This is a genomic window from Leuconostoc pseudomesenteroides KCTC 3652 (assembly GCF_014634745.1).
Lineage (GTDB): Bacteria > Bacillota > Bacilli > Lactobacillales > Lactobacillaceae > Leuconostoc > Leuconostoc pseudomesenteroides.
Genome location: NZ_BMBP01000008.1, coordinates 81,115 through 99,592 on the forward strand (window position 1 = coordinate 81,115; position 18,478 = coordinate 99,592).

The 18,478-nt window shown below is 36.3% G+C and carries 19 protein-coding genes; 16 read left to right on the forward strand and 3 right to left on the reverse strand.

Annotated elements, in window-relative coordinates; translation table 11 throughout:
- The first annotated feature begins 47 nt into the window (after positions 1-47).
- Both IEU65_RS08120 and IEU65_RS08125 read left to right on the forward strand, forming a co-directional pair.
- Positions 48-1,433 (forward strand): aminotransferase-like domain-containing protein, encoded by a 1,386-nt coding sequence (locus IEU65_RS08120; RefSeq protein WP_010280315.1) that lies wholly within the window; start codon positions 48-50, stop codon positions 1,431-1,433.
- 132 nt (positions 1,434-1,565) lie between these two features.
- The gene (locus IEU65_RS08125; RefSeq protein ID WP_010280313.1) at positions 1,566-2,132 is read left to right on the forward strand and encodes an NADPH-dependent F420 reductase; all 567 of its coding nucleotides are present in this window, start codon (positions 1,566-1,568) and stop codon (positions 2,130-2,132) included.
- Between the two features lie 90 nt (positions 2,133-2,222).
- On the opposite strand, the gene IEU65_RS08130 is transcribed toward IEU65_RS08125, so the two are convergent.
- Complete coding sequence (locus IEU65_RS08130) at positions 2,223-2,579, reverse strand: winged helix-turn-helix transcriptional regulator (protein WP_010280311.1); 357 nt, start codon at positions 2,577-2,579, stop codon at positions 2,223-2,225.
- A gap of 259 nt (positions 2,580-2,838) precedes the next feature.
- Here IEU65_RS08130 and IEU65_RS08135 point away from each other — a divergent pair, with 259 nt between their 5' ends.
- The 3 genes from IEU65_RS08135 to IEU65_RS08145 all read left to right on the forward strand — a co-directional run bounded on the left by IEU65_RS08135 (position 2,839) and on the right by IEU65_RS08145 (position 6,914).
- Positions 2,839-3,810 carry a Gfo/Idh/MocA family protein gene (locus IEU65_RS08135; RefSeq protein WP_010280309.1) on the forward strand — a complete coding sequence of 324 codons (972 nt, stop codon included), beginning with the start codon at positions 2,839-2,841 and terminating at the stop codon, positions 3,808-3,810.
- A 637-nt stretch (positions 3,811-4,447) separates the two neighbouring features.
- Entirely contained in the window at positions 4,448-5,842 is a 1,395-nt protein-coding gene (gene uhpT / locus IEU65_RS08140) for a hexose-6-phosphate:phosphate antiporter UhpT (RefSeq protein WP_168441521.1), read from the forward strand.
- A 76-nt stretch (positions 5,843-5,918) separates the two neighbouring features.
- Entirely contained in the window at positions 5,919-6,914 is a 996-nt protein-coding gene (locus tag IEU65_RS08145) for a zinc-binding dehydrogenase (protein WP_010280305.1), read from the forward strand.
- A gap of 144 nt (positions 6,915-7,058) precedes the next feature.
- Here the strand turns inward: IEU65_RS08145 and budA are convergent, their stop codons facing one another.
- Positions 7,059-7,766: an acetolactate decarboxylase gene (gene budA, locus IEU65_RS08150; protein ID WP_010280302.1), complete on the reverse strand. Its 708-nt coding sequence runs from the start codon at positions 7,764-7,766 to the stop codon at positions 7,059-7,061.
- A gap of 149 nt (positions 7,767-7,915) precedes the next feature.
- On the opposite strand from budA, the gene IEU65_RS08155 reads away from it, so the two are divergent.
- The 11 genes from IEU65_RS08155 to IEU65_RS08205 all read left to right on the forward strand — a co-directional run bounded on the left by IEU65_RS08155 (position 7,916) and on the right by IEU65_RS08205 (position 18,230).
- Entirely contained in the window at positions 7,916-8,377 is a 462-nt protein-coding gene (locus IEU65_RS08155) for a MarR family winged helix-turn-helix transcriptional regulator (RefSeq protein WP_010280300.1), read from the forward strand.
- Positions 8,378-8,420: 43 nt separating this feature from the next.
- Entirely contained in the window at positions 8,421-8,777 is a 357-nt protein-coding gene (locus IEU65_RS08160; protein WP_010280298.1) for a DUF1304 domain-containing protein, read from the forward strand.
- Between the two features lie 93 nt (positions 8,778-8,870).
- Positions 8,871-9,731 (forward strand): GNAT family N-acetyltransferase, encoded by an 861-nt coding sequence (locus IEU65_RS08165; protein ID WP_010280296.1) that lies wholly within the window; start codon positions 8,871-8,873, stop codon positions 9,729-9,731.
- A 265-nt stretch (positions 9,732-9,996) separates the two neighbouring features.
- Positions 9,997-11,073: an ABC transporter ATP-binding protein gene (locus IEU65_RS08170; protein WP_031941047.1), complete on the forward strand. Its 1,077-nt coding sequence runs from the start codon at positions 9,997-9,999 to the stop codon at positions 11,071-11,073.
- A 33-nt stretch (positions 11,074-11,106) separates the two neighbouring features.
- The gene (locus tag IEU65_RS08175) at positions 11,107-12,009 is read left to right on the forward strand and encodes a carbohydrate ABC transporter permease (RefSeq protein ID WP_010280290.1); all 903 of its coding nucleotides are present in this window, start codon (positions 11,107-11,109) and stop codon (positions 12,007-12,009) included.
- Complete coding sequence (locus IEU65_RS08180) at positions 11,996-12,814, forward strand: carbohydrate ABC transporter permease (RefSeq protein WP_010280288.1); 819 nt, start codon at positions 11,996-11,998, stop codon at positions 12,812-12,814. The genes IEU65_RS08175 and IEU65_RS08180 overlap by 14 nt, the downstream gene beginning before the upstream one ends.
- A gap of 55 nt (positions 12,815-12,869) precedes the next feature.
- On the forward strand, positions 12,870-14,198 hold the full coding sequence (locus tag IEU65_RS08185; RefSeq protein WP_010280286.1) for an ABC transporter substrate-binding protein: 1,329 nt from the start codon (positions 12,870-12,872) through the stop codon (positions 14,196-14,198).
- 3 nt (positions 14,199-14,201) lie between these two features.
- On the forward strand, positions 14,202-14,918 hold the full coding sequence (locus IEU65_RS08190; protein ID WP_010280283.1) for a glycerophosphodiester phosphodiesterase family protein: 717 nt from the start codon (positions 14,202-14,204) through the stop codon (positions 14,916-14,918).
- A 5-nt stretch (positions 14,919-14,923) separates the two neighbouring features.
- Positions 14,924-15,607: a histidine phosphatase family protein gene (locus IEU65_RS08195; RefSeq protein WP_010280279.1), complete on the forward strand. Its 684-nt coding sequence runs from the start codon at positions 14,924-14,926 to the stop codon at positions 15,605-15,607.
- A gap of 287 nt (positions 15,608-15,894) precedes the next feature.
- Positions 15,895-16,410, forward strand: a complete 516-nt coding sequence (locus IEU65_RS08200; protein ID WP_010280277.1) for a DUF6622 family protein — start codon at positions 15,895-15,897, stop codon at positions 16,408-16,410.
- A 245-nt stretch (positions 16,411-16,655) separates the two neighbouring features.
- Positions 16,656-18,230, forward strand: a complete 1,575-nt coding sequence (locus IEU65_RS08205) for a LysM peptidoglycan-binding domain-containing protein (protein WP_010280275.1) — start codon at positions 16,656-16,658, stop codon at positions 18,228-18,230.
- 142 nt (positions 18,231-18,372) lie between these two features.
- On the opposite strand, the gene IEU65_RS10550 is transcribed toward IEU65_RS08205, so the two are convergent.
- Positions 18,373-18,471 carry an IS3 family transposase gene (locus tag IEU65_RS10550; RefSeq protein WP_041775301.1) on the reverse strand — a complete coding sequence of 33 codons (99 nt, stop codon included), beginning with the start codon at positions 18,469-18,471 and terminating at the stop codon, positions 18,373-18,375.
- Positions 18,472-18,478: the final 7 nt, after the last annotated feature.

The following is an 18,478-nucleotide window of genomic DNA, read 5'->3' on the forward strand; positions in this document are numbered from 1 at the left end:
TTATTGATATAATTGTATTCATTACAATGTTTTTTGAGAGGACAATGATGTCAATTAATCTTTTTTCTAATTATCCTTTAAGTTGGAAACCGGTTAAAGCAACGTTAACAAGACCTTACTATCAGGGTCTGGCAAGACAGATGCGGGCAGATATTAATAATGGTCTACTTTTACCAGGCACAAAACTACCCCCACAAAGAGAACTTGCGGACTACTTGGATGTAGGTTTTACAACTATAACGAGGGCCTATAAACTAAGTCAGGCCGAGGGGTTGACCTATGGGGTTGTTGGTAAAGGCACTTACGTTTCTCCAAACGTCAAAACTGATCTAACAATTACACATCAAGACAACAAAAATATTCAAGAGCTGGGTTTTGTCTCCTCCTTTGAGTCGGAAAATGGCGCCCTCCAATCCACGATTATTAACATCGCAAAGCAGAAAAAATTTGCCGAGCTATTAAATTATGAGCATCCAACCGGTATACCGCGACACAAAAAGATCGCAACGCGGTATTTACGTGAGATAGGTATGAACGTTAATCAGCAGAACACATTGATTGCTTCCGGTGGCCAAAATGCGCTGACAATAACTTTACTGGGTCTTTTTAATCCAGGAGATAAGATAATAGTTGACCAATTCACATATGTTAACTTCATTGAGCTATGCAGATTACGAGGAGTCAAGTTAATTCCGATTCCTTCGGACAATGATGGCATTCGATCTGACTTAATATTAAAAGCTTGCCAAAACGATGTGATTAAAGGTATTTATTTAATGCCTGATTGTAACAATCCCACAACAGAGATAATTACTTTGTCACGTCGTAAAGAAATTGCTACGATTATTAAACACTATGATTTGACTTTCATCGAAGATGACTATGCCAACTTTCTAAATCTATTTCGTGAAGTACCTGTGATTAAATTAAGTGAATTAGTTCCGGAAAACAGTGTATATATATGCAGCATGTCGAAGCCGTTGGCTTCTGGACTTCGGGTAGCATTTATGCGTGTGCCCGATCGATACAAATTGCAGATTGAATTAGCAATGTTTAACAGTACTGTTAAAACTTCTGCACTGGATGCGGCAATTGTTGCAGAGGCATTAGAAAATGGCACAGCAAATAAAATTATGCATCGTAAAATAAATAAACTATTGGTCGCAAATCAAATATTTGATCGTGTACTTGAACAACAAGTTAATGCGTACAATGCCACAAGTTTTTTCCGACCATTACACTTAAAAAGTAAACAGCGCGGTGATGAGCTTGAAAAATTATGTTTAGATAATGGCATTAGAATATTCCATTCCGATCGTTTTTTGGTAGGGCCACGACCAGACAATTCATTTTTAAGAGTTTCGTTGTCTGCTGTTGAAGAAATAAATGACTTGACGACTGCTCTTAAAAGGTTAAAGTCAATCATACTTTGAGTGATAATATAAGTAATTACATATAGTTACTTAAATATACTAAAACACTTTTAACTGCCTACTTCCATTTAGTGCCAAACTAGATTATAGTTATCGATGTAAGATAAATTAAATAAAAGAGAGGTATGTATCATGGATATTACGATTTTTGGGAAAGGTAATATGGGACAGGCCATTGCTAAAAATTTAGCCAATGGCGATCATCAAATCACACTTTTAGACTCAAGTTCAGAAACAAGTGATTTGGGTGAACTGGTTATTTTGGCAGTTCCATATCCTGCTTTGGCAACAATTGCTGAAAAATATCAAAAAGAACTGAAAGGTAAAGTTGTAGTCGATATTTCAAATCCTCTGAATTTTGAAACATGGGATGGATTAGTCGTGCCGGCTGACAGTTCTGCGGCTGAACAATTGCAGGCTCTTTTACCCGAAAGTACTGTATTGAAAGCGTTTAATACTAATTTTGCTAGTACATTAGCAACAGGCAAATTAGGTAACGAAGCTACGACTGTTTTAGTAGCTGGAGATAGTGCTGCCAAACAGGTTTTGATTACTGCGTTAACTGGCTCTTCTCTTCAAGTAAGAGATGCTGGGGCCTTAAAGCGTGCCCGTGAACTTGAAGCAACTGGATTTTTACAAATGACACTTGCAGCTAATGAGCAAATTGGTTGGACTGGTGGTTTTGCGACTATCAAGTGAAACAACTAGTCAAATAAACAGAACCCGATAGCTTGACATTCAATGCTATCGGGTTCTGTTTATCTCAAAATATTTTGATTAATTAGTGTTTTATTTAGGTAGTTCTTTGCGTTTATCTGGATTTTGATCAAGATAAAAATTTCCCCATTCTGCCATCGAATTAATGACTGGTTCCATACTCCGACCAAGTTTTGATAAACTATATTCGACTTTAAGCGGTACGACAGGAAAAATTTGTCGAACAACTAATCCATCATGCTCCATTTCGCGCAAACTTTGAGTTAACATTTTTTGACTGATGCCAGCTACAATTGTTTTTAATTGCGTAAAGCGTTTTGTACCAGGTAGTAAATCGCGAATGATTAGAACTTTCCATTTGCTACTTAATAAGTCAATCGTGGTTGCTACCGGGCAAATGCCGTTTTCTTCGAGTAATTTTTTTGACATCGTATCACCTTATCATCAATTTTCGGTATTTATAATACCTTAGGTCACTAAAAGTATCTATATGAAATTATAATGGCTATACCTCAAGTATCCAAGATTTAGCTTGTAAAGGCGCTCTAAAAACAGTTTGATTGACTTTGGGTTAACGATTAGATATATTTAAAAAAATACTCCCAGAAAATAGTTGGCATTTTGCAGTATTTTAATGAATAGCCATTTCATTTTGGGATGAGTCTGAAAGCAGAGAAAGGTGGTTTCTATGAATTTAGCAATTATTGGGTCAGGTAAAATTGTGGATGATTTATTTCAATTTATCGGTGATCTACCCGCAATTCACTTAACTGCGATTTACGGTAGAGAAAAAAGTCTAGATAAATTGAAGCGTATGCAGCTGGCGAATCATATTGATCGTGTTTTCACCGACTATGATCAGTTACTAGAAAATGAGAATATTGATACGCTTTATATTGCATTGCCAAATGATTTACATTTTGAATATGCCAAAAGGGGATTAGAGGCTGGAAAACATGTTATCGTTGAAAAACCTTTTGTGCAAACACTAGATCAATTTGAAACTTTAAAAGCACTTGCTTTAGTTAAGCATCGCCATTTGTATGAAGCGATTAGTAATCAGTATTCACCAAACTTTAACATGCTCAAGAGTTGGATTTCAAAAATAGCACCGATCCATTTTAGTTTTTTGAATTATTCTCAGTATTCATCTCGTTACGATGCCTTTAAGCAAGGGGAAATCTTACCAGCGTTTGATCCGAATCGTGGCGGGGGCGCATTACAAGATTTAAATATCTATAATATTCATTTGTTAGTTGGTCTCTTTGGAAAGCCAGAAGCGATACGCTATTTACCTAATATGGCAAAAGGGGTTGATACTTCTGGTATTCTAACACTCAAATATCATGAAGCCATTGGTTCTGCGTTTGCTGGCAAGGATGTTGTTTCAATCCAACAATCTAACAGCGTAATTGAAGGTGAGCAAGGGTATATTAAAATTGAGAGTCCATCTAATGAGCTCGCTGATATTTCATTAGTGGGTCCTGAAAGTCAGACCGAGACATTACACACAGCCAAACATCGTATGTACTATGAGTTTGAAACGTTTGAAAAGAGTATTCGTGAAGATGATTATGTCCTGATGTCAGAGATGCTTAATCATACGCAAGCTGTATTGGAAGTACTTGAAACAGCTAAAAAATTCACTTTGACACTCTAAATAAGATCTAATTTGTTTCTTGTCAAAAAAGTGTTTGCTACTCAAACTTGGTGAACATTGCACCGTTGACTCAAATAGGGTGGCTTTATTTTAGCGAGCAAGACTTTATTTTATAAATATGTTGTAACCAATAGTTGAAAACATGGCAGTACTTTAGGTTATATAAATTATTTTCCTTTTTTGGATGTTCTTATTGAGTTAAAAAAATCTTTCACTGTATTTACTTTTGAAAGATTTTTTTCTATTAAGCTAAATAATCACCATAACAGTAAAATATGGTCGGGTTACAAATTTTAAGGGACATCTATGCTAGCTATTGAGATCAATATTAAACGTAAACTCGTTTCACCGTAACTGTAAAATTATCGAATGTCAAAAAAGATGATATCAAAATTGACTACAAAATGAGTGACTTTTGATTAGTAAAAATCAAGGTGAAATCCAAGACCATTCTGCCTAATACGGTGAATTGCTGCAAAGTGATTATCCGGCATACTGTTTTGTTAATATCGTTTATAAACATAAAATAAACACAAATTAACCATAAACGTGTATAATAACAATGTAAACGTTTACATACAAAGCAGGTGAAGGCTCTGCTGCAATCCCTTCAGAAAAAGAATTAGGGGAGTATGAAATGTTAAATCAATTTTTTGCGTTGCACCATCCAAATAAAATAAATATTTCTGTCAACGAGGAACGGAAGCTTTGGTTTAAGCAATTTATCAAATCTTTTGCTGTCGTTTTTTTTGTGTATTTTGGTATGTATTTGGTTAGAAACAATATTAAAGCTGCCACACCATTGCTCGTTGAAAATGGTACGATCACGACAACTCAAATGGGGGTGATTGGTCTGGCATTTTCAATTACCTATGGGATTGGAAAGACCTTGATGTCAACGTTTGTGGATGGGCACAACGCTAAGCGCATGATTTCGTTTTTTCTAACAATCTCAGCATTTTTATCACTTTTATTTGGTATTGTATTGCTAATTAATAATGCCATGACTGGTGTGTTGATTGCCTTATGGGGATTAAATGGTTTGTTCCAATCGCCTGGTGGGCCAGCTTCTTATTCTACAATTTCACGTTGGACACCAGAAACGAAACGTGGTAGATGGCTAGGATTTTGGAATACATCTCACAATATTGGTGGTGGGCTGGCAGGAATACTAGCTTTGTGGGGTGCCAATCATTTGTTTCATGGTAATGTCGCTGGGATGTTCATTTTTCCCGCCTTTATTGTATTAATAATTGGTGTTGTTGGCATGTTTGTGGGTCAAGATGAACCTGAGGAACTTGGATGGGATTCAGCACCAATTATATTCAATGAACCTGAATCACTTCAAAATCAACAAGCAGCCACGATGACTAAAAAACAAATATTGAAAGAATTTGTTTTGAAAAATCCGTGGGTCTGGTTGTTAGCAATCGCCAATGTTTTTGTGTATATTGTCCGCATTGGTATTGATAATTGGGCACCCTTATATGCTGTACAAGCTTTACATTTGAGCAACACCGCAGCAGTATCGACTATTTTCTACTTTGAAATGGGTGCACTAGTGGGGTCATTATCTTGGGGCTGGATATCAGATCTACTTAAAGGACGTCGTATTGTTGTGGCACTATTTTCTGTATTTCTTCAGTTTTTTGTGCTTCATATTTATACTGTGGCTCACAATGAGACAGCACTATTTGTGGCCCTGTTTGTGATGGGATGGCTGGTTTTTGGTCCGCAACTTTTAATCGGCGTTTCGGTTGTCGGATTTGTGCCAAAACAGGCTTTATCTGTGGCAAATGGTTTGACCGGTACTTTTGCTTATCTGTTTGGGGATTCCTTGGGAAAGGTAGGATTAGGATATATTGCCGACCCAAAATCAAATGGCTTAAAGATATTTGGCACAGTATTGCATGGTTGGTCCTCAACTTTTGTTGTCATGTATGCTGCTCTTATCATTGCAGTTATTTTACTCATTTTTGTGGCGTTTGCGGAAGAACGTAAGATTAGACAGACTGAAAAACAATCGGTTTAATCGAGTATTTTTGAAAAAATAGTTAAATTTTTAGGCATAAGCATTAAAAAAATTTGATGATAGAGGAGATATCTAAGTGAAAGCATATATTATTTCTGGGCCACAAAATTTAGGCGCGGATAATTTGAAATTGATGGACATCCCAACTCCTAATGCAACAGATGACTTGGTATTAGTTCAAACTGAAGCAGTAGGATTAAATCCCGTCGATTACAAACTAGCAGATGATGGCAATCAAAACTGGCATTATCCTCATGTATTAGGTGTAGATGTAGCTGGGATAATTGTGGCATGTGGCAAAAATGCTAAAACTAGCCTTCGTGTAGGTGACAGAGTTTGTGGTCATGCGAACCTTGAAGAGAATGGCACTTTCGGTGAATATGTATTAATGCATGATTATTCACTTGCTTTAATACCTGAAACAGTAACTTTTGAACAAGCTGCAAGTATTTTATGTGGTGGTATGTCTGCGTTTCAAGCCCTATATAGAAAAGCAAATTTAACGGGTAAAAGCACCATCTTAATCCACGGTGGTGCGGGCGGCGTGGGTTCTGTGGCTATTCAATTGGCCAAGAGACTAGGCTTAACAGTGATAACAACGGTTTCAAGCAAAAAAATTGAATTCGTTAAAATGGCTGGTGCAGACCATATTATTGACTATCAAACTGAAAACGTGACTGAGCACGTCTTAAAATTAACAAATGGTCAAGGGGTTGATATTAGTATTAATTCAATTTCTAATGAAGAAATTATGCAAGATATTCTTAATCGGTTAGCTTATAATGGTCAGGTTATTTCTTTAACAAATTCGCCTTTTAATGTTAATATGCTGGATCTTGCGGAGAAAGGCTTAACTATTTCTGCGTTGAATTTGGGTGGCGCTCACAGATTTCATACGTTGTCTGAAAAAGCGGATTTAGCTACGATGGCCCAAGAACTTGTTCAAATGATAGCGAATAACGAGCTTGACCCTATGATTGGAAAAATAATATCATTTGACAATTTGGTTGATGGGTTAAGGGCTTTGAAAGCATCTCAAGTAACCGGTAAAATAGTTGTTAAATTGTCGTAGATTTCATATCAAAATGTTTTTATAGCCTATGCAAAGTCGTGAGATAATTGTGATTTTACAATTATTCGGATTTGAAAAAATAATTTAACTGACGCATAGCAGGAAAATTTTGGAAAACCTTGTTGCTGTAAAGTGCAAGGTTTTTTATTCGCCCTCAGCCTTTGCAATTGCTTGTCGAATGTCGGAAATATTTGACTTGTGAGACATAAACGAATCATTGTGAATCGGCATGGATACTTTAACTGTATCAAAAGTATCAACGGTACCACTCAAATGCTCAGCAGAGAAGTCTAATACATGACCGCCTATGGTGAAGTCGTTACTCAAAAAATGTAAATGCCATCCATTTGCCATGACACCTGTATATATGTCTGGACCAAAATCGCCAATTAAGGTGCCTTCAACGTTTTGATATTCGAAAGTAGGCTGCTCGGCACTTACTGATAGGAAATCTGGATAAGGCCTTGCTTGTTTTGGCGCTACTCTGACCTTTAATGATTTAAAGAAACCGTTTAATCGCAGGCTGTTTGGTACATTTTGGGAGACATAGTGGTTTAATGTTTCAAGTCCGGAGAAAGACAGCTTTGGTTCCTGAACAAAACGATTGTTACTTGCTTCAAAATGAGATGATGAGAACGGTGTTGTGAGCTCCAGTTTTCGAATTTCTTGTGTGATGCCACCGGCATTAGTTTGGTATACTTTGCCATTCATTATTGTCAGCTCGCCATTTAGGCGGTCCAAAGTGCCGATACCAAAATCGCCGTTATCTAAAATAGTGGCCAAAGAAGTGGTACCATCATAAAGACCGTTCATAATGAGTTCTAACGTACCATGTTGAAATATCGTTGCCATAATAACTCCTTTTACTGTTTACTTACTATAAGTAAACAATAACTAGATTAAATTAACTTTAATAACCGAAACGTCAAGTTGTAAAACGATCAAAATTTAATTGCTAATTTATATCGTGCACGATATAATAGTTGAAGAGGATTTCTGGTATGGTTGATCAAAACGAATTGTACGACGAATTATGTTTGTCGATATATAGTACGAATCGCTATTTTCATCGGCTTTACGGGGATGTTTTAGCAGAATATGACTTATCCTATTTGCAGTATATGTCATTGCTGATCATCTACAAAAATGGATCGGCTAAGTTGATGGACATTGGTAATAAATTAGAGTTATCGAGTAATACGCTAACACCAGTTATTGATAGATTAGTCCAAAAAGAATGGTTAATCAAAATACCTAGTGAGTTGGATCGACGAGTGAAATCTTTAAAGATAGCAGATTCAAAAAAAGATATTTTTGAAGAAATCTTATCCGATGTTGCTGTTATTCGAGATGAATTGATTGCTAATAGCACAAGATCAGTGACTGAAATGATTACGGAAAACCAAGCATTAAACGAAACACTTCAGAAAATGATCGCAACACATAATCATAGGGATGATTGAGATGGCTAGTGATGATGTTTTATATTGAACAGAGGAGAAAATTATGATTGGATATATTTTAGTAGTGCTTGTCAGTATTGAGGCAATCGGCATTATGTTGCTAGAAATGTTTGGGTCAGCACAGCAGCAAGCGAATGCATTTGAACTAGATGAATCGTTTGTCAAAATACCAGAAGTTAAAACATTATTAGCTAATCAAGGCATATACAATGGTTTGTTTGGCGCATTAATTATTGCCACATTATTGCTTTTGACTGGGCCACAACAACTACTGATGTTAAAATTAGAAATGGTATTTGTGCTACTGGCTGCCATCTATGGTAGTTTGACAGCAGCGAGAAAAATTATTGTGATGCAAGGATTACCCGCATTTCTTGCTTTGATTGCACTATTTTTATAAGGTGAATTGGCACGGTAAGTGCAACCCTTTAGCAATTGAGAACAAATCAGGTTTGCGGCGTTTCAGACGGGGTTATAAATTAGGAGAAACAGCGTGTTAAGTGATGTCAACTATTCCAAATTAAGTCAGTTTTTAGTGGCGGCTAACCTTGATCAGAGACAAACGTGCGTCATGATTGCTGATGAAGCGCAAGAGATTACGCAAGATCTGAAAACGATTGATATTGATAACTCATGCCTCAAATTAAATCAGAATGGGGATATAGTTGGCGCATTAATTGTCGATAGGTACCGTAGCGGTGACAATTTAATTGACGAGGTATGGGGACCACTGACGTTGCCGTACGATGATTCGGTTCGTCAACATTTGTTTGATTGTTATTTAGAAAACAAAGTTGCGTCTGCACAGCCCAATTTTTTCTTCAAGCCAACTGATACTTGGTTATTCGAACAGCTCAAATTGCGGCGAGCTGATTTTACGACAGAAAATTTATGGTGCAAATCACTTATAGATCTACCGCAAAATGTGGTTTCTGGAAATGTCTCTTTTTATCAAGAGACAATCAATTCTGATGTTGCAAATGAGTTGAATGATATTCATAATTGTGTCTTTCATCATCCCCAGAGAGGGATGGATACGCTATTGCAAAACCTGTCACCGTACCATTTTGTATGTGTTCTGCACGAACAAAATGACATTGTCAGTTACGCGATTGTCGATATTGATCAGAGTGGTGAGACGGCACATCTAGATTTTCTCGGTACACAGCCAAAATTTTTACGGCAGGGTGGAGCTAAGCAACTAGTAACAGCCATTTTTAATGATTTGGTTGCTAAGCACGTCAAACGGCTCTCACTGGTTCAAAATCAAAAAGCTGCCGCAGCATTTAATTTATATCAAGGATTAGATTTTCAATGCATAGAGACAAACGTTGGGGCTATGTTAAGAAAGTAGAAATCACAACAAAACTTTTTTAGGAAAATTATTGCGTTTTATATATTGTTACTGTAAAAAGTGTCAAGATGAATTCATCATTTTTAATTAAGAGATTGATGTATGGATAAAAAAAGTGTTATATGACGGTGATTATCGCTCATATAATGCTTTTTTTAATCTTTACGTCATCGTTATGACGAGTTTACATCAGATTGTTACAATAATTTTGTTAACAACAATAATAATAATGACATCGATGGCATTTGAAAGAGTACAGCTATACATGACGATTGAATTGAGACATTTGAAAAAGAAGTACGATAACGGCGAAGAAGTTTTAACTGATATTAATGCAACAATCGAAAATGGACAGTTTTACATACTGGTGGGCGCATCTGGTTCGGGGAAAAGCACTATTTTGAATGCTATTGCAGGGTTTATTCCGATAAACGATGGTACTGTTGTGATTAATGAAAAAGATGTCACTCAGTTACCGCCAAAAGACCGTAATTTATCAATGGTTTTTCAAAACTATGCGTTAATGCCTAATCTTACGGTGGCTGAGAATATTGTCTTTGGCTTGGCGGCTAGACATACTGCAAAAGATATTCAACAACAAAAATTAAATGATGTTTTAAATCTAGTTCATTTAGAAGAATATAAAAATAAAAAACCGGGCAACTTATCCGGTGGCCAACGGCAGCGTGTTTCTTTAGCTCGTGCACTGGTTTCAGATGCACAAATTATTTTAATGGATGAACCATTGTCAAATTTGGATGCAAAACTTCGGGCAGAGATGAGAAAAGAAATAAGGGCTTTACAGCAACAACTAGGTATCACTGTTATTTACGTTACGCATGATCAGACTGAAGCAATGACAATGGGCGATCAAGTAATGGTTTTGAACAAAGGTAAAATCGAACAAATTGGTTCGCCGTTAGAACTTTATAATGCGCCAGCTAATACTTTTGTTGCCGATTTTTTCGGATCGCCCTCCATTAATTTATTAGACGTGAAAATGAGACACAATAGCTTTCACTTAAACGACCAGTTTGAGATGCTAACCAATGTTGATATTGATGAGGGCCAATATATACTGGGCGTTCGGCCTGAAAATATTGTCATCAGTGAAAATGGTGCTTTGCGAGGAGAGCTGACTCATATAGAACCGTTAGGTGATGGGACCAACATTGAAGTAAACATTGGGCAAAATCAATCCGTGAGAATCAAAGTTAGCGAACAACTGGACTTGACTTTGGGGGATGTAGTATCTTTCAATGTTTTGATAGATAGAGCACTACTATTCACGCCGAGTGGTCAACTGCTTCATACTGGAAAATCAGTATCGGCAGTAATTTAGATATTTCGTTTTACAAAATTGGATTATTATATTATGAAAAAAGCAAGCAATTTGAAATTTCGTAACGAATCAGCGTTAGGATGGTTATTGTTACTGCCATCATTTATCATTCTGGGTATTTTTGTTTTCTATCCAATGTTAAAAACATTTTTCTTAAGTACACAATTAACAGATTTAATGGGTAATCCAATTAAATTTATTGGATTTAAAAATTTTTCAAATTTGTTTACATCCGATAGTTTTATGACGTCCTTTACGATTACACTTATTTTTGTCTTCTTTTCAACACTACTGACGCTAGTGATGGCATATTTGATGGCAATGAGTGCAAGTCAAAAAATTATGGGTATTGCTGTGTTTAGAACAATGTTTTCGTCAACTATGGGTGTTTCTGTAACAGTTGCATCGATACTTTGGCTCTTTATGTTTAACCCACAGATTGGTATGTTCAGTAAAATATTGACATTTTTACATTTACCACAAATCAATTTCTTATCAGATCCTACATGGTCATTAGTGGCAATTATCGGCACAACAGTTTGGATGAACCTTGGTTTTGCATTCCTAATCTTGCTGGGTGCAATCCAAGCCATACCTCAGGATTTGTATCAAGTAGCTGATTTAGATGGTGCATCATGGCTAATGAGATTACGAAAAATCACGATTCCGGCGACCAGCCCAACTATCTTCTTTGTTACGGTAGTTACTTTAATTAATGCTTTTCAGACATTCGGTCAAGTTGATATTTTGACATCTGGCGGTCCGGATTATCATACTAACTTGTTGGTATATGCTATTTATCAAGATGCGTTTGTTAATCATAGCGTTGGTCGTGCCAGCGCACAGTCAGTTATTTTGACAATTATTATCATGCTCTTTACTATGATTCAGTTTTACGTGAAAAACAGAAAAGGAGCAAATTATGCAAACGAGTAACGTTAAAAAGGGTTTTCGTTTAGCAACACTTATTGTGCTAACACTATTATTATTGTTGCCATTATTTGTGGGTATTTCTCTAAGTTTGTCATCTAGTCAATCAATTGCACAAGGACATTTGTTACCTGATCACTTAGAATTTGCGAACTATGTCAAAGTGTTTACAAGCACATCGATGACAAAGTTTCTATGGCATAGTTTTATCATTTCAGGTTCGGTTATGATTGGTCAAGTTATATTATCAATCATGGCTGCGTATGCGTTTGTATTTTTGGAATTTAGATTCAAAAAGGCGGCATTTATTTTATTCTTAAGTACAATGATGTTGCCGTTTGAGGCTCAAATTATTCCTAATTTTGCAACAATGCGTGATTTGAATTTGTTAAATACTTACGCTGCAATAGGATTACCCTTCTTAGCGTCAGCTTTTGGTACCTTTATGATGAAGACGAGCTTTGAACAAATTCCAACAGCATTAAAGCAATTAAGTGACATTGAGGGGCTGAGCCATTTTCAATTTGCAACACGGGTAGTCATGCCTTATACAAAAGTTAGCATTATTACTTTTGCTTTATATAGTTTTTTGACCAATTGGAACATGTATTTGTGGCCATTGATCGCCACAACTAATGATAATGTGAGAACTGTGCAAATTGGATTAAGACAATTGCGATCACAAGATACCGCCAGCAATTGGGGATTAATTATGGCAGCAATAATAGTGTCTGTTATTCCAACATTGTTAATCATCTTTTTAGGGCAAAAATACTTTAAAAAAGGTTTGACAAATGGTGTTATTAAATAAAGTTTGTTTTAGGTTTTAGTTGAACGAGAACGAGAACGAGAATAGGAGAAAAATAATGTTTAAAAATGTAGCCAAATACGTTGCGTTGACCACAATTGGTTTGAGTGCTGTTGTTCCAATGGTTCAGGTGCATGCTGCTGATTCAAAACGTCAAAATATTGTCTTTTGGCATTCTATGACGGGTCAGAATCAACAAGCCATTGAGCGCATTGTGAATGATTTTAACGCTTCACAGACAAAATACCAGGTGACACCAGAATTTCAGGGGCAATATGTTGAAGCCCTTCCAAAGTTTTTATCCGTGGGTGGTACCAGTAAAGCACCTGATTTGTTTCAATCGAACGAAATTTCTACGAAACAACTCTCTACTTCGGGCATGATTGAGCCAATGCAGACGCTCATTAAAAAATATAAATATAGTACAAAAAATCTTAGAAAAAATATTTTGAACTACTATACTATCAATGGTAAGTTATATTCAATGCCTTTTAATTCAAGTGCGCCAGTATTGTATTACAACAAAGATGCCTTCAAGGCAGCTGGAATTGATGATCTACCAACTAGTCCGACGTATGAACAAGTCACTGCTGCGGCCAAAAAGTTGAAAGAGAAGACCGGTAGTGCGAAGTTGTCTATTCTACCTTATGGGTGGACTTTTGAAGAATTACTAGCCAATCAAAACCAGACACTTGTTAATAATGGCAACGGTCGTAAAAAAACCGCTACTAAAGCAACTTTCAATAATAAAGCCGGAAAAAATATTATGAACTGGATCAAGACTAATGCAAGTGCCGGTACATTAGTTGATTACGGTACAGGTGCAAACGCCGGCGATACTGAGTTATCAGCGTTCACATCTGGACAAATTGATATGTTTATGAATTCATCAGCTTCTCTTGGCAATATCAAAAAGAATGCTAAGTTCAACATTGGTGTCACTTATCTACCAAGACCAGAAGGCACAAAAGCTAATGGTGTTGTAATTGGTGGGGCAAGTATCTGGATGTCAAAAGGAAAATCTACCAAGGTTCAAAAAGGTGCTTTTGAATTTTTGAAGTTTGCGACATCAGCTAAAGAACAGGCACAATGGTCTATCGACACTGGTTACTTTGCTGTTAACACTAAATCATATGACACAAAACAATTGAAAGATGCCTTCAAAGAGACACCTATTTTAGCGGCACCGGTCAACCAATTGAAAGATACAAAAATTAATGCAGCAAGTAAAGGCGCATTGATCACTGCTATGCCAAAGGAGCGTGTTAACACCCAAAACGCAATGGAAAATGTGATTAATGGTAAGGATGTTGATTCAGAACTCAGCAAAGCAGAAAAACAAACCACGTCTGATATCAAACAAGCTAATGAGCAAGCAGGTGAATAAAGAATGACGACGACAGTTTTTGGCCATCGTGGTATTCCTGAAAAATACATTGAGAACAGCATGTTAGGATTCAAGTATTTGGCAGACCGTGGTGAAGCAGTGGAGTTTGACGTGCATTTAACCAAAGATCTCATACCTGTTATCATGCACGATGAAAAAATAGATCGAACGACAAATGGATCAGGATACATCAAAGATTTTAGCTATGAGGAATTAAAAAGCTTTCACTTAATCAATGATGTGAATCGTGAACAGCAATTAGTGCAAGAAAACGAAGGTATCCCGACACTTGATGATGTTTTAGCAGTGTTTAGTGATACACAAATACAGTTGAATATTGAATTAAAAACGGATAACTTTGACTATTCAGGTATTGAAAAAATTGTTTTGAATACAATCCCTCATTTCCACTTTGACCAACGGGTGATTTTTTCGTCCTTTAACATTGACACTTTAGATCGACTGTATGCCATTGATCAAACCTTAAATTTAGCTTATTTAAGTGAGCAACCAGTAAATGATTTTTCCCATTTCATGCAAGCGCATTATTTAAATGCTTTACATCCAGGTCTTGAAGGCGTGCAAGACGGTGATGTTATACAGCGAGTATGGACTGTAAATGAAGACGGCGAGCTTGCTAAATTAATTGATCTTGGCGTGGCAGGCGTGTTTACGGACAATTTTGTTCATGCCATGCAGATTAGAAGTTGCCGTGGTTAGTAATCATGACACAAAACATTAAATTATACTTAGTTAGACATGGTGAGACATATTTTAATACCTGTCAAAAAATTCAAGGCTGGTCTGACTCGTTACTTACTAAAGCTGGTGTCAATCAAGCAGCTATTTTAGGTGACGGTCTAAAAAATTTACCGTTTTCAAAAGTTTATAGCAGTGATTTAGGTCGCGCCAAGGGAACGGCAGATATAGTATTCTCTGTTAGGCATGACAAGATGATGGATGAGTTAGAAATAGTGCCTAACTTTAGAGAACAATTCTTTGGCTCATTTGAAGGTGACAATCTCAACATGCTATCACAGCTTTTTGAGGATGATGATAAACTGTTGTCATCTGTTGTCAATGATAGTGAACTAGCTAAATTCAAATCTGAAGATGACATTATGAATCAATTCAAATTAGTTGATCCAACTCATGAAGCTGAGAATGCTTCAGAATTTTGGAAAAGAGTGGATCAGGGATTCAATTATGTTTATTCGAAAGCGCATGATGGTGACAAAATTTTGATTATAACCCACGGTGCCCTCATTAGAAAATTGGCAACACGTTTTACGGGCACTGACCATCAAAATCCTGACAATGCTTCTTTATCAATTTTTGAAATGGATGAAACAAAGTGTATGAAATTGGTTTCATACGATCAATTAGTATCTAGGAAATCATCTTTATAAATATTTTATTTTTTTGACATTCTCTGATGTTAACCAGAAATATGGACTAATTTTCTGGTTAACATCAGAGATTTTTTATTTTAATTGAGTTAGTTAGAACAGTCACTTATCTTCCGTCACGAACCGCTCATCGTTGCTTTCGAACCACTTAACCAGCAAATGAACATCAGCAAACTTTTTTCAACTATGATAGTCAGTGTTCAAGTAAAACAATCTAAAAGTATACGATCAAAAAATTGAACAAATCCCTTTTGGAAATCTTGAAACGATCAAAAGGAGTTTTTATCATGGCAAATATTTTAGAAATTATTTTTCAAATAATTCACAACACACCTTTCTGGGTTTGGGTGGTGCTAATCATACTTGTTAAACGAGGAACTGCATTAATGCATGATGGTCCTAGTTCTTTGGGAAAGTCAGTTATTATGCCACTAATTTTCATTGTGTGGGGATTAAATACAGTAGTGACAAAGTTTGCAGATCCCGATGTGATTTTGGGATTTTATATTGTATCATTGCTTCCAGGATTCTTGTTAAGCTATTTATTATATATGAATCGCAAATTTTATGTCGAGAATGGGCAGTTAGTCCAAGCGGGGAGTAAATTGCCAATCACGATCATGCTATCAAACTTTTTCGTAAAATATTTTTTGAATGTTTTAACGGCGATGCACCCGGCTTTGTATAACCAAATGCAATTTAATATTTTTTACGGTATTATTTCTGAATTTACGGTAGGATTATTCTTTGGGGGTATCTACAAAACGCTTACTGCGCAGAAACAAATGTTCACAACGAAATAATCATCTTAAAATAGAATTAGGTTTGGCAGGCACACTATGGTAATGTATTCATCAATCATTGACATAATAGATAGCAGGAATGTGACAAATTTAGTGAATCAGTTAATGCTGATTTGCTTTTTTTTGACAGGTTATAGTTATAATGTTAGCAAAAATGTCGTTTATAATCTTAATTAATTCTTAACATTCTTATCAAATATGTTATAATTTAATTATCCAGTGATCTTGAAAGTGAGAAAGAATGTATGAAAAAATCTTTGTTAGTAAGTGCTGTTGCGGCCTCAGTTGTTAGTGGACAGGTAATTGAGGTTTCTGCTAGTACAACGTATAATGTCAAAACGGGTGATACCTTATATGCCATTGCATTAAAAAATAATTTAAGTGTTAATGAGATTAAGCTAACAAATCATTTGAGTTCAAACACTATTTATTCTGGGCAAAAGTTAATATTAGATAAATCAGCCACATCTAGCACGACTGCATCAACCACAGTTTCGACAAAATCTAGTAATACATATACGGTTAAATCTGGTGATTCATTATCAAAGATTGCCACAAGCTATGGTATGAGCGTATCTCAGATTGCTACTTTAAATCAAATAAGTAATGTTAATGTTATTCGTGTTGGTCAAATTCTAAAAGTAGCTGGTACAAGTGCAACGACCAGCCAAAGTAGTGCGACGAATATTACCACTAGTAAAGTGTCGGTTAACAAAGGCACTTACACAGTTAAATCAGGTGATACACTCTCCAAAATTGCTAGTTCAAATAAAATGACGGTAGCACAGTTGGCTTCGCTAAACAACATAACAAATGTGAACATGATCAAGGTCGGTCAAGTCCTAAAAGTGACGCAAACAACTACCGCAGCTCAGTCTGCAACAAGCGCGTCAACTAGTACTAGTAATACAGCGTCCTATACAGTTAAATCGGGTGATACACTTTCTAAAATAGCTGCAAACTATAATATGAGCCTTACGCAAATTGCTAGTTTAAATCAAATAAGCAATGTCAATGCGATTCGTATTGGGCAGGTTTTGAAAGTTTCCCAAGCTACTACGAGTGCTAATCAATCATCAACCACTACTTCTAAGGCAACAACAACTACCAGTACCAGTACAACGACAACAACAACCGGTAGTTATAAGGTTAATTCTGGCGATACACTTTATGCCATTGCTGCGAAATTAGGGGTAAATATTAATACATTGTTGTCTTTAAATGGCTTGAATTTGTCAAGTACAATTTATGTCGGGCAAGTATTAAAAACTGCTGCAACAGCAGCTACCACTACTACTCCTAATACTACAAATGTAGCAACGTCAACAGGGGGAAGTATTTTAACTACTGGATTGAGTGCTACCCAAGCTGCTTGGCTAAATACTGCTGTGGCTGATGCAAAAGCTGCCACAGCTGGGACAGGTGTATTAGCCTCGGTTACGGTGGCACAGGCAATTCTTGAAAGTGGCTGGGGACAATCAACTTTAGCTTCAGCACCGTATTATAACTTATTTGGCATTAAGCAAGGGACTGGTTGGCAAGGTTCAATTGTAAACATGAACACATCTGAATATGTGAATGGCAAGTGGGTGACAGTCTTGGCGCCATTTAGATCATATCGTTCACAGATGGCTTCGTTTCAAGACCACACGAATTTCTTATTGGCGAATAGTCGCTATGCTGCCAACGGGGTGATTAATGCCAAAAATTATGTGGCGATGGCTAATGGCTTACAAGCAGCAGGGTATGCGACTGCACCAACCTATGCTAGTACATTGATTAGCTTAGTTGAACGATATAATTTGCAATCATTAGATTAGTTAAGTTGCATAATTGCTAAGGTCGTAGTTTTTACTACGATTTTTTTTGTCTTACTATTATCAATAACGTCCTAATCTGATTTTAAGAACTCAAATACAAATGCTCAGAAGTCAATAAATTGGACTATTTTTATTCAGTTACTTAGGCAACATTTGAGATACGATTGCGATTATAAAAATTGATATACCAACCAATGGCTGCTTGGACTTGCGTTAATGTTTCGTATGCCTTCAAATACACCTCTTCA